Annotated in this window: 10 protein-coding genes; 9 read left to right on the top strand and 1 reads right to left on the bottom strand. The window is 63.8% G+C overall.

The genetic code is table 11. From position 1 onward, the window contains the following. The first annotated feature begins 259 nt into the window (after positions 1-259). On the top strand, positions 260-1,636 hold the full coding sequence (locus JJJ14_RS10000; RefSeq protein WP_236592801.1) for an OmpA family protein: 1,377 nt from the start codon (positions 260-262) through the stop codon (positions 1,634-1,636). Between the two features lie 12 nt (positions 1,637-1,648). On the opposite strand, the gene JJJ14_RS09995 is transcribed toward JJJ14_RS10000, so the two are convergent. Then, positions 1,649-4,141 (bottom strand): HNH endonuclease signature motif containing protein, encoded by a 2,493-nt coding sequence (locus JJJ14_RS09995; protein ID WP_201444026.1) that lies wholly within the window; start codon positions 4,139-4,141, stop codon positions 1,649-1,651. 483 nt (positions 4,142-4,624) lie between these two features. Here JJJ14_RS09995 and JJJ14_RS09990 point away from each other — a divergent pair, with 483 nt between their 5' ends. From JJJ14_RS09990 to JJJ14_RS09945, 8 genes are all read left to right on the top strand, one after another. Next, complete coding sequence (locus tag JJJ14_RS09990; RefSeq protein ID WP_101558694.1) at positions 4,625-6,106, top strand: FAD-dependent oxidoreductase; 1,482 nt, start codon at positions 4,625-4,627, stop codon at positions 6,104-6,106. A gap of 604 nt (positions 6,107-6,710) precedes the next feature. Further along, complete coding sequence (locus JJJ14_RS09985) at positions 6,711-6,956, top strand: hypothetical protein (protein ID WP_134771934.1); 246 nt, start codon at positions 6,711-6,713, stop codon at positions 6,954-6,956. Positions 6,957-7,044: 88 nt separating this feature from the next. After that, positions 7,045-7,980 carry a radical SAM protein gene (locus JJJ14_RS09980; RefSeq protein WP_180806188.1) on the top strand — a complete coding sequence of 312 codons (936 nt, stop codon included), beginning with the start codon at positions 7,045-7,047 and terminating at the stop codon, positions 7,978-7,980. A 122-nt stretch (positions 7,981-8,102) separates the two neighbouring features. Further along, positions 8,103-8,810 (top strand): hypothetical protein, encoded by a 708-nt coding sequence (locus JJJ14_RS09975; RefSeq protein ID WP_101558692.1) that lies wholly within the window; start codon positions 8,103-8,105, stop codon positions 8,808-8,810. 7 nt (positions 8,811-8,817) lie between these two features. Then, complete coding sequence (locus tag JJJ14_RS09970) at positions 8,818-9,507, top strand: ATP-binding cassette domain-containing protein (protein ID WP_070512292.1); 690 nt, start codon at positions 8,818-8,820, stop codon at positions 9,505-9,507. 382 nt (positions 9,508-9,889) lie between these two features. Beyond that, positions 9,890-10,234, top strand: a complete 345-nt coding sequence (locus JJJ14_RS12635) for a hypothetical protein (RefSeq protein ID WP_232022927.1) — start codon at positions 9,890-9,892, stop codon at positions 10,232-10,234. A gap of 562 nt (positions 10,235-10,796) precedes the next feature. Beyond that, positions 10,797-12,074 (top strand): IS1634 family transposase, encoded by a 1,278-nt coding sequence (locus tag JJJ14_RS12630; RefSeq protein ID WP_236592800.1) that lies wholly within the window; start codon positions 10,797-10,799, stop codon positions 12,072-12,074. Between the two features lie 3 nt (positions 12,075-12,077). Then, positions 12,078-12,656: a GNAT family N-acetyltransferase gene (locus tag JJJ14_RS09945; RefSeq protein WP_101558690.1), complete on the top strand. Its 579-nt coding sequence runs from the start codon at positions 12,078-12,080 to the stop codon at positions 12,654-12,656. Positions 12,657-12,666: the final 10 nt, after the last annotated feature.

Below are 12,666 nucleotides of genomic sequence, written 5' to 3'. Positions count from 1 at the left end.
CGGTGCATAGGGTGCCACGTACGTGTTCCCGATGCGTTGAAAGGTTCCCGACATGCCGTCCTCCACGCCGACGTCTCCTGAAGCCTGCGCCCGACTGACCCGACGTGGTGTCCTGACCCTGCCCGCCCTCGCTGGTGCGGGAGCTGTCCTATCGGGATGCGGGATGCTCAAGAAGGGCGATACCGCCACCTCTGGGAAGAGCTCGGGTGCCGCGTCCCCACGTGCTGTTGCCACCGCGACTGGTCCACATGGTGGGGTGATGCTGGAGACTGAGTGGAAAGGAGCTCCGCTCTCGGTCGAGGTGGGGCCTGCTGCAGTCAATGGTAAATACGCTGTCGTGCGCTTGGTGTTCACAACGACCTCTGATGACAAGGTAAGCCTGTTTCAGTCATTCGGCTCCACCTATCGTCCGGGGACAATGGTCGCGATCAGGATGCTCTCTTTAGATAAGGGGCTGGTCTATCGTGAGCTGGATGAAGAAACACGTCATTTATATGATGATGTTGAAAAGAATAAGCCTCGGGAAGTATTTCCAGTATTTCTTGCGCCGCCCGAGGGTGTCGACGTCGTGGACCTTTTCCTTCCTTATGTGGGTGTCGCTACGGGCGTTCCGGTTTTGAAGGATACCGAGGCTGATTTCTCGGTGGATGATGTGCTGTCAAAGGCGAAGCTTGACGAGTCGGAGGCGGGGCCGTTCAAGATCGAGACGATGTCCCTGGCAGCTGACGATTCTTCGGACACGAAGCAAGAGGAGAAGTCGACGACGGTGACGGTGGCTGGGGATGTCACGTTCGCAACGGACTCCGATCAGCTCTCGGCTCAGGCTGACAGTGTGCTGGCGACTGTGGTGGAGCAGATCAAGAAGTATCCCTCTGGAGGGGAACTGACGATCACGGGCCATACCGATGATGTGGCCGATGACGCACACAACCAGGATCTGTCGGAGCGGCGGGCCAAGGCGGTGTCGGAGCGTCTCAAGAAGCTGACGGACTTGTCTGCGTGGAAGGAGTCGGTCTCGGGCAAGGGGGAGTCCTCGCCGCGGGTTGCGAATGACACTGATGAGCACCGACAGATCAATCGTCGTGTGGAGATCACGCTGACGCCATCAAAACCCGCCGAGGCCAGCGCGGCACCGAGCGCGAGCGCGGCACCGTCGTCCGCGATGCCAAAGGCTACCGGTCCTGTGGGCAAGGGACCTGAGGGTGTTGATGTGAAGATCGACGGTAAGACCGTGCGCATGGTGATCGACCATGTGGTTCGAGCCGGTGGCTACTTGACTGGAACAGTGGTGGTCACCTCCAGCGAGAAGGTCAGCATGCCGGTTGCTCCCTTCTCCTTGCCTGGAAAAATGATGGATATGCGTGGCCTCGGAGTTTTTGGTGTGAGTGGTATAACTATCCTCAGCGGTGGGTTGAGATATCTGGAGGCCGACTATACGTATTCCGATGGAAGTAGATATCCTTTAGCGAATGGCTTTGTGTACGATCTTGAGCCTGAGGCATCCCAGTCCCTCCCGGTTGTGTGGCCAGATGTCGGCGTGGATAGCATCACGATTGATATGCCGGCAGGTGAATATCTTTATACGAAAGAGCGAGTCGTCGCTCGCCTCACAGACATCCCGGTCGTCAGCGCGTAGTGGCCCGGTCACTTAGAAGGGTGGGGCTTGGTCGATGAGGGGTGCGAGTTGGAGGGTGTGGGCGGCTTTGGGGTAGGGGGTGGTCTCGTAGGCTCCGGGTTTCTGGCCGGGTTTGGGGCCGCGGGTCTCTAGCCGTGCCCTGCCGTTGGTGTTGGTGCCGGGACCGGCGTGGTTGTGGGCCTGGTTGTCGAGTGTTCTGTCAAGGGCTCGGTTGAGGCGGTTGAGGATGTCGTGGCTGATCTGCTTGCTCAGGTCGGCTGGGATGACGGTGCCGGGGACGTGGTGCTGGTGGGGGCCGGTCTTGCGGGGCAGGCGGGTTATGGTGCCGTTGGGGTGGCGCTGGTAGACGGTCTTGTCGGGGGTGTGCCAGGACAGGATCCCGCTGGACTGGTCTCGGGTGAGGGCCCATCCGGGGGTGTGCTTGAGGCGGTGGTGGGCCTTGCACAGGGTGGCGAGGTTGTCCAGGCTGGTGGTCCCGCCCTGGCTCCAGGCGGTGAGGTGGTCGATGTCGCACCGCTCGGCGGGGGTCTGGCAGGTGGGGAAGACGCAGGCCCGGTCGCGGGCGCGCACCAGGTCGGCCAGACCGGCCGGGGGCCGGTACCTGGTGCGGCCCACGTCGATCACGACTCCGCTTGCTGGGTCGGTGACCAGGCGCCTCCAGGCCCCGCCGGCGGCCAGGGCCCAGGCAGTCATAGCCGGCACCGCCACACTGCGCGCCCCGATGCGTACCTGAGCAACCCCGCCCGCAGCAGACAACGAGGCGGTGGCCTGGGGGACGGGCGCAGCAGTGAACGAGGCGGCCGGCTGGGAGGCGGGAGTGGCCGGGTCGGGTGTAGGCAGACTTTTCCTGCTGGAGCCGGGCAGAGTCCTCCCACCAGTGGTAGGCAGACTTCTCCTGCTGCTGGTGGTGGGCAGACTTCTCCTGCTGTCCCGGGGTGCTGCACCGTTGAGAGGATCGGTCGTGACGGTGGGGTTCTGGTCTGGGGAGGCTCTGCCGGACTTCGGGTGGCGGGGCGCCTCGGAGCACTCACTGCCCCTGGGATCACCTCTGCCGGTGGGGTCTTCTGGTGGTGCCAGACCAGCCAGGCTGGTCAGGGGGACGGTGACCTGGACGTCGACATGGATGCCCGCTGGCAGGGCGAGGTGCCCGGTGCCTGAGGGAGTCCACCACGGGCTGGCAGTCCCCACCAAGGAGCTCAAACTGCTCAGGAGCCCTTCCAAGGGCACCCCGTCAGGCAGTAGACGGCCCAGGGAGGTAGAACGCCTAGGAGGAGCTAAGGAGGTAGGCACTGGACCCAGCTCACTCAAACCATCAAGACCACCACCAAAGCCACCGGCGCTGCCCAGACCGTCACTACCGCCAATGCCGCCACTGGTGCCGTCGTCGGGGGCTTGCGTGGGTCTGTGGTAGGCGGCTTGCTGGCTGGTACGTAGTGTGGACAGGGCCATCGCGCCGAGTGCGTCGGCCCGCAGCTGGACCAGGGTGCGCTGCTCGCCGCAGGCCCTGGCGCTGGCGGCGATCGCGTCCAGGGTGGCGTCCAGCAGCAGCGCGTCCATCGTGGGCAGCACCAGGCGAATCTGGGACACGCCTTCACCGACCGGCCTGGGGCGCGACACGCACCGCCGGGAGACATTGACCCGCACCCGCTCAGCATGCCCGGCGGGGTCGACCTCCATCAGGGCCCGCTCAATGTCGCGTCCCACCTGGGACACGCTGCGCCTAGGCGCCTGAGGCAGCACCCGCTCCTGAACCGCCAGTGCCACCGGGGCCGGCACCCCCTCCAGGCGGCGAGTCACCAAGGACGCCTTGGCTGCATCCAGCACCCCGCACCGCTCCATGGCCTCGGTGGGCCCGAAACCGACGTCCATCAGCGCGCTACCGTGGTCCACGATCTGCCCGGCTTGAGTTCGAGACAGCCCCAGGCGGGCCGATAGCAGGCAGGTGGTGTTGAACCGCCGCTCCTCGAACCCCACCACCGGTGAGACCGCGCCGTCTGGGCCCCACTGATCCGGATGCGTCGACAGCTCGCCGCAGCCCGTCAGGCACGCCGCCGCCAGGGCCTCACCCCAAGACGCCCACGCCACCAGCCGGTGACACGCCGCCGCCAGCTCTGCCAAACCTGCAGCGCCTAGAGCCATCAACCCGGACGAGGCGGCCTCCTCCACGCTCGCGACCCTGCGCACCTCCGCCACGGCCGCCAAGGCTGCATCACCGCCCGGCTCACCGGAGAACAGGCCCTCACTCTCAGCGGTCCAGACCTTGCCCGCCAAGTCCACGGTGTCGACGGCGCTGCCGGCGTCCTCGCCATCGCTGCGGACGGGCACCAACAGGCGGGCCAACAACCCCTCCACCACACCGGCCAGCGCCCCACCCGCCCCCAGGGGTGCCAGCAGGTCAGCGGCATCCTCTGTCGGCAATGGCGCTACCGGCTCCTCGGCAGGCGCACTCACCCCACCAGCCGCACCGTCGGCCGGGTCGTGAGGAAGCACACCGCTTTCGAACATACGTACAGTATACCCTCGTCTCCCGCCGCCCGCACGACGAATCGCCCCCAGAAACCGCTGCAACAGCAACGAAAACCGAGGATGCTGATCGTCTCGGCCGGAGAAGAGGACCCCGGGTCGCCCCTCGGGCCTATCTCCCCGCTCGTCTCTGGAGTGCTGATGCCGACTGATGGATCGTCAAGGCCTCGCTCGCGAGGAAAGTCACTGCCGGCGCTCCCGCGACCAGCCTGAGGGTGGACTTCGATTGCGGCCGGAGTGACGAGGTGGAGGCTGCGCCGCTCTGTCCCACCGGTACCTCTCCGACGTGACGCGGCTCAAAGCCGCGTTGTTGCCCACACCCTGGGGGAGCCCCTGCCTTCCTCCATAGACTGTGGCGCGGTACCCCGCCGTCATCGCCGTCGCCCCGGACCGGAGCAACCGGTTCTCCCGGCAGTGGGAACGCGGGTGCCACGTCCACGTCCCCTGAAACAGGAACGAAGAACAGTGAACGCACGTCCTCTCAATGTCGCCGTCATCGGAGCAGGCCCCGCAGGCATCTACGCCTCGGACATCCTCTCGAAGTCGGGCATGGAGGTCTGTATCGACCTGTTCGAGCGGCTTCCTGCGCCCTACGGGCTGGTGCGCTACGGCGTCGCCCCCGACCACCCGCGCATCAAGCAGATCATCGTGGCCCTCTACAAGATCCTCCAGCGCGGGGACATTCGGCTCATCGGCAACGTCGAGGTCGGCCGTGACATCTCGGTGGCCGAGCTCCAGGAGCACTATGACGCCATCATCTTCTCCACTGGAGCCGACACCGACGCCCCCCTCGACATTCCCGGCGTCGACGCCCCCGAGTGCTACGGCGGTGCCGACTTCGTCTCGTGGTACGACGGTCACCCCGACCACCCGCGTACCTGGGACCTGAGTGCCAAGGAGGTCGCCGTCATCGGCGTGGGCAACGTCGCGCTGGACATCGCCCGCGTCCTGGCCAAGCACGCCGACGACCTCATGACCACCGAGATCCCCGCGAACGTGGCCGCCACGCTCCAGCAGTCCCCGGTCACCGACGTGCACGTCTTCGGTCGCCGCGGTCCGGCTCAGGTGAAGTTCACCCCGCTGGAGCTGCGCGAGCTCGGCAAGCAGGCCGACGTCGACGTCCTCGTCGACGAGGAGGACTTCGAGTACGACGAGGGCTCGCAGGCGGCCCTGGCCTCCTCCAACCAGCAGCGCCAGGTCGTCAAGGCCCTTGAGGGGTACGCGATGCAGGAGCCGGAGGACCTCACCGCCTCCCACCGCATCCACATCCACCTCTTCTCGGCGCCCCACGAGGTCCTCACCGACGACGACGGCCACGTCGTCGGCCTGCGCACCGAGCGCACCCGCCTGACCGGCGACGGCAACGTCACCGGCACCGGCGAGTACCGCGACTGGCCCGTCCAGGCCGTCTACCGCGCTGTCGGATACGCCTCCAGCGCCATCGAGGGCCTTCCCTTCGATGCCGAGCGGCACGTCGTCCCCAACGAGGGCGGCCGCGTCCTCGGCGAGGACGGCAAGCCCCTGACCGGCCTGTACGCCACCGGCTGGATCCGCCGCGGCCCCGTGGGGCTCATCGGCTCCACCAAGTCCGACGCGCAGGAGACCATCACCAACCTCGTGGCCGACGCCAACGCCGGCCTGCTGCACGCCGAGACCAACGACGAGGCCCAGGTCGGTCACGACGCCATCATCGCCCTGCTGGAGTCCCGCGGCATCCCCTTCACCAACTGGGAGGGCTGGGAGCTGCTGGACGCCTACGAGCGAGAGCTCGGCGAGGGCTACGGCGAGGTCGTCGTCACCGGAGGGGCCTCCAAGCCGCGCGAGCGCGTCAAGGTCGTCTCCCGTGACGCCATGACCGCGATCTCCCGCTCCACCGAGGTCCCCGAGGACCTCATCGGCCAGCCCGAGACGGGGCGCGTCCCCGAGCGCGTCGCCCACCGGCTCTGAGGAAGCGGGGGAGGGGCGGACGGGAGGTCCCGGAAGACCGGGCGGACTGGTTCACCGCACCTCGCCCCGTCGTTGCGCCCTCAGCCCGCTCCCGCGCCCTCGGCCCGCTGTTGCGCCCTCATCCTCGCAGTTTGAGGGCGCGGGAGCGGGCCGAGACGGTTTCTGCGGGCCCGACGGCGCGAGAAGGGACGGCTACAGCGCGCAGGGACGTTGGGGGCAGCGCTCCGGCGGTGCTCTCGAGGGTCCAGGGTCGCTCAGGAGCGCCCAGCGCCGCTCTGGACGTCCCACTTGGGTGCGTGCCGGAGGCCAATCCCCGCCCGCGATCATCCAAGATCGGGCACGACGGGCGGCCAAGTCATATCCGCGCTGCCCACTCGTGGGCCGCGATCGGCGACTGTCTCCGTCCCGGCGCAGATCCGCTCCCCGCATCATTGCTCCAGGTGAGCCCGGGGCCGCCGAGGCGTCGCAGATGGGCCTCGGCTTGCTGACACAGCCTCCTTGAAGGAGTCGCGACCGTCATACTTTCGGATGAGTTTGGCGGTGCCAAAGGGCGATGTAGTACACCTAAGTCCGCACGAATGTGCGACATGCGGGGAACTTCCGCATGGTGCGCGATCCCCTACCCGTGGTACTCTGGAGCGAAATCGATCGGATGGTTGGCGCTGAAGGTGTGAACTGCCTGACGTTGGCGTTGCCAATCGACCGACAATTGAGCTCGATTGAGGGAGGTGAGATCATGCAGGATCTGCTCGATGCGCTTATCGTGGACGACCGAGTCGTCAAGTTGTCTGACAGCGATGACCTTGGTTGGGTTCTTGTCAGCAACAACTGGGTTGCCGCTGGCTGGTGACGGCTGCGAAGTGGGTGCGGGTGCCACTGGAGGCGCCCGCACCCATCGCCCAATTCGATACCACTATCAAGGTGTTCTAATGCAACGTGTGATTATCGCTCCGCATATGAAGTGCAATGCCAGATGCGCTCATTGCTGCGTGTCGTCCCACCCAAAGGATGAGAGGCACTTAGAGGATGCTACAGTTGTTCGTCTGATCGACGAAGCCATCGCCTCACCGTCGATCAAGATAGTCGCGTTCACTGGTGGAGAGGCGTTGCTGCGCAAGTCCTTCATACTGGAGCAGATGAGACGTTTGAAACGAGCTGGCAAACGAAGCACGATCGTTTCAAATGGATTCTGGGGGATCACGGAAGCGAGCGCCAGGGGAGTTCTTCTAGAATTGGCAGACGCTGGCGTCCGAACTATCACGATCAGTGCTGACACCTTTCATCTGCCTTATGTGCCAATCGAGCGAGTGAGGAACATCCTCAAGGTGAGGGATGTCGCGCCCGAAATTGAATTCGCTGTCAACATCTGCCAGTCGCGAAGTGAGCCCGCCAGTAAGACGCTGGACCAACTAGAAGGCCTCCTAGAAGGTGTGCATATCAACAGTTTCGATATTACACCTGTTGGGCAGGCCGAGGGCATCGCATCATGCGAGATAACGTACGATCATGTCTCAACCGAGAACCTGAAGTGCCCAGGACAGGTTTTGCTGTTCTCGGGTGACGGCCAAGTCTACCCATGCTGTTCGCTGGGTGTCATCAACAGCGCTCTTTCGGTTGGTGACGCCAATGAACTCACGATCGAGGAGGGGGCGCGTCGCATAGAATGCAACCTTGCATTCAAGATTATGATAGAAGAAGGCCTGGGGTGGTTTGTGGAAAAACTCAAGAGGAATGGAGATGAACGATTCGCCGAGCCTTTTCCCGTTGTCGATGCCTGTCATCTGTGCAGCGTGATCTTCGCAGACAAGAGCAGAATCAGCGAGTTGCGGAATGATTTCGAGGAGTACAAGGCTCAATATGTGAGTGAGCGCTGAGCCGAGGGGATGGAAGCGTCTTGTCAAACCGACTCGATCGACTCAGTCGACTCAAAGAACGGCCGTCGTGGCAGTCGTGCTGCGAGGACGACATCGAAATCGTCAGGCACGGAGATCGTGTTGTGATACATGATCGCGCTAGCGATACCTACTTCAAGACGACCTTTGTGGTGATTGGGGAGAGACCTGTTGCCTGGGTGGACAAGGCTTCTCGCCTGTCGACGCTATGGCTGGGCGTCTACGTCATGCTGTTTCTCACGATGTTGATCAATGGGTTGCTATGGCTGCTGGGGTATCTCGCTTCAGACGTGGCTTCAGAAAGGCTCAACGGAGGCGGAGGCCTCGTCCTGGCGGCGACGTTAGTTGTCAGTAATCTGCTCATCCATGAGGCTGGTCATGTCCTGGCGTTGCGATGGTGCGGAAGGCGTCCTGACAAGGTGGGATTCAAGATGAACTATTGGGTCATGCCGGCATTCTTCGTTAGAATGAATCAGGTATCCCTTCTCCCTAGAAGGGAAAGGCTGCTCTGCCACTCTGCCGGACTCTTCGCTAACTTGATCGCCGTGAACCTGCTCGTATTGTGCCAGGAAGTTCTGGGCCTGGGTGAGGAGGGGAGATATGGAACTGCCTTGGTGATGATCTTTGTCGCCACCAACTTGTTGCCCTTGTGGAATGCGGATGGTCAACGTATGCTATTGGCGTGCTTCGATCTTGAGGAAGTCGAGGGCTGGTCGGATGCGCCAAAGCCCATTCTGGTTCTGAGGATTGTCTCGCTCGGGGTATTGGCCTATATTATCATTTTCGTTGTCGTGTCGTTCCTTTGGAGGTGATCTGGATATGGGTGATATTGTTGTTGAAGGGATTCGCCTTTCGGTGTCTTACGGCAAGCATCGTGCGGTCTCGGACATGAGTTTTAGAGTAGACGCGGACGATGGTGTTGTCGGCATGTTTGGCCCGAACGGTGCCGGGAAAACCACGTTGTTCAAGACGGTCTGTGGCGATATTGGGAGATATGACGGTGCGCTGAGGTGCCCCAGTCGAGATGAGATCGCCTATCTACCAGATAAGCCGTTCTTGTTCTCCTGGATGACAGTTGGGCAGGCGATTGATCTGTTTAGCGCGAGGCACCAGGATTTTCGCGATGATGTCGCGGAAGAGTTTCTCGCTGGGTCCGCGATTAAAAGGTCGGCGCCTGTGGGAAGCCTTTCGAAAGGGATGTCGGAGCGCTTGCATCTGGCTCTGATCATGGCGAGGCGGCCAAGACTATATGTCTTGGATGAGCCGTTAGCTGGCGTCGATCCCCTGACTCGTGATCGCTTGATCGAGAACATCATCGAAGTTCGATGTCAGGAGGCTCCAATGTTGTTGAGTACCCATCTGATCGAGGGGGTTGAGCGCGTCTTCGACGCTGTCATGATGGTGGTGGACGGGCGGCTGCTCCGCTCTGGAAAGGTTGCCGATGTTCGGCGGATCGGTGATGGGTCCCTCGAGATGGCATTTAAACGTTTGGTGGCCGCACATGAATGATTTGAGGATGGTCCTGCGTCGTCATGGACGGTTCTTCCTGCCCATCTTGGTACTCGCGTTGGTCGTTGCTGTCGCAGGGCGGGTGGGATCTGGGCAAATGGTGGCACAGATGCACGCGCTGGGTGTCATGCTGCTCTCATTCGGAGCGTCATTGTATGCGCTAGATTACTTGGTGCGGCATGTGGCCCTTTGCAGTGAGAGGATCTTCTTCCTCTCTCCACTGCCGAGATGGAAGATGGCGGGTTTGCACGGTTGTGTTCTCTGGTCGTTTTTGATGGTTTTGTACGCCGTCGTTAGCCTTCCGGATTCTGGTCGAGGCGAGACTAGTTGGAGTGCGGTGCTCCTAGGGCTCATCGCAAAGGGGGTCGCTCTAGCCTGTGGCATGTTGATGATGCTCATAGGCGCTTCTGCTGGCAAGCGGGTCGCCGGGCCTGGTATGGCGCGCTCGGTCTCATGGGCCATGTTCGTCTTTATGCAAATTCTTGCGTTCGCGACGCTGTATTTCTCCCTCGTCAGGCGTTTTGCTGATCACTGGGTCGTGGGCGCAGTGACTGGTGATGATTTCTCGAGCTACTATCTCGGAATGATCCCGCTTCAGGGGCAGTACGTGGTGGATCCTGAATATCGGATGCTTCAGCTAGTCTGCGCGAACGGCGTGCTCCTGGCGCTTCTGGTCGGGGTGTGTCTCCTCATCGGGAGGACGCGGCAGAATTATCTGGAGAAGTAGAGCGCGATCAGTCGGTGAATCCTGTCCTGGGACAAGCGGTCGTGTCGTGGTCGCATCGTCGGGTGCCTTGAGCACCGGTGGTTGCGCCTAGCACCTTCGGGCGCGGTGAGAACGCAACCCAAGGTGCCAGGCGCAACCACCGGTGCAGAATGTCGCCGCCGGTGCCACGCGCGCCTGACGTCACCGCTTCCAAACTTCGCCCAGATCGTTCCAGGACGTCTGAGACGCCAACACCGTCCCAGATGTCCTGACACACCACAGTCTTGATCCTGATGTCCACCGGTCTCGCGCGCGTAACTCGGGGCGACTGCACAGGGCGCGCACAGGTGGCTCCGCTACTCTGACGGCATGTCGGCGATCTACCGAGGCACCAACCACCACAACGGCCTGAAGACCACCGCCCTCCTGGGCGGCATGTGGGGCCTGCTCATCCTCATCGGCTACCTGCTCACCTGAGTTGCACAGGTTGGGGTGGTTTGTGTTTCAGGGTGGGGTTTTTCGTTGGGATTGTGGGGGTGGGGTGGTTGTTTCGGGGCATTAAGGCGGCGGTAGGATCTGGTGGGTGAGTCCGTACCTGCGTCAGGTCAAGACAGCCTCGGGGGCCACGGCCGTGCAGGTCGTGGCCAAGGACCATGGTGTGCGCCGGATCGTGGAGCACCTGGGGTCGGCCCATGACGAGGCTGAGCTGGCAGCGCTGATGCGTCTGGGGCGCCAGCGGCTCCTGGCCGGCCAGCAGGTCCTGGACCTGGGGCCGGCACTCAACGACGACGCTGACGAGGTGGGTGGTCAGGCACCCGGTGACGGTGGTGCGGTGCGAAGGCCGCAGATCATCTCGCGCAGGTCGGGCTGGCTGATCGAGGCCATCCGTTCGGCCTACAGGCGTCTGGGGCTGGGTGAGGCGGTCGGGGGTGACCAGGCCTTTGAGCAGATGGTCGCCGCTCGTCTGATCGAGCCGACCTCCAAGGCCGACACTCCCCGGGTCCTGTCCGAGATCGGCTGGCCGGCCCCGGCTCACCGCAACACCTTGTACGCGTCCCTGGGCCGCTGTGTCGAGCGGGGCTACCGCCAGGCGATCTCTGGGGCCTTGTTCGAGCACGTCACCAACACCTCCGGTCTGGCCCTGTGCCTGTACGACGTGACCACGCTCTATTTCGAGGCTGAGCGTGAGGACGACCTGCGGCGGGTAGGTTACTCCAAGGAGAGGCGGGTCGATCCTCAGGTCATTGTCGGCCTGCTGGTCGACCGTCATGGTTTCCCCCTGAGAATCGGGTGCTGGGAAGGGAACAAGGCTGAGACCACCACGATCATCCCGGTGGTGGAGGCATTCCAGGCCGCCCACGGCATCGAGGAGCTCAACGGCGGAACCATCCGCACCCGCTTCTCCACCGAGCTCGACGTGGCCCAGGCCTGCGCCGGGGCGGACCTGGTCATCGGCGCCGTCCTCGTGCCCGGGGCCCGCACCCCGAACCTCGTCACGCGGGCCATGGTGGAGACCATGCGGCCCGGCAGCGTGCTGGTCGACATCGCCATCGACCAGGGAGGCTGCTTCGAGGACTCCTGCCCCACCACCCACTCCGAGCCCACCTTCGAGGTGGACGGCAAGATCTTCTACTGCGTGGCCAACATGCCCGGAGCCGTCCCGCACACCTCCACCTACGCGCTGACCAACGCGACCCTGCCCTACACCCTGGCCCTGGCCGATGAGGGCTGGCATGGCGCTATCGCGGCGTGCCCCGACCTCGCCCGCGGACTGAGCACCCACGCCGGGACGCTCTACACCGCCGGGGTCGGCCAGGCCCTGGACCTCCCCGCGGCCGACGTCGCCGACCTGCTGGGCTGAGCGATGAGAACCCGTCGCATCCGCTTCGCCAGCAGAACCGACCGCTGGGCGCACGACCTCTACCTGCGCGCCTTCCCCGAGGATGAGCGCCTTCCCTGGGCGCTCATCCACGTGCTCAGCCTGCGCCGCGGCGTCGACCTCGTCGCCTGGTGGGACCAGCCCGCCGGACCGACCCGTGCGGCCCGCCCGGATCCTGTCGCCCTGACCTGGACCGTGCGTCGCCCCGGCTCCCGCCTGCTCTACCTCTTCTACCTCGCCGTCGACGACGCCGCACGCGGCCGTGGCGTGGGCACCCGCCTCCTGGCCGAGCTCGAGCGCCGTCACCCCGGCTGCACCATCGTCCTGAACATCGAGCCCGTCATCGCCGAGGCCGACAACGCCGAGCAGCGACGCCGTCGGTTCTCCTTCTACGAGCGCTCCGGCTTCCGCGACACCGGGTACGCGGTCCAGGACTCGACGGGGGAGTACTGGACCCTCGCGCGTGAGGCGCCGGGAACCACCTTCGATCCCGACGACTTCCGCGATGCCCTGAGCTGCCTGGACTGCATCACCGCGCGAGTGGTCCCGCGCCAGCAGACATAGGTCAGACACA

This window comes from Actinomyces sp. HMT 175, assembly GCF_016694895.1.
Classification (GTDB): Bacteria; Actinomycetota; Actinomycetes; order Actinomycetales; family Actinomycetaceae; genus Actinomyces; species Actinomyces oris.
Note: the sequence above shows the minus strand (reverse complement) of the source record. Positions and strands in the feature narration are given on the sequence as shown.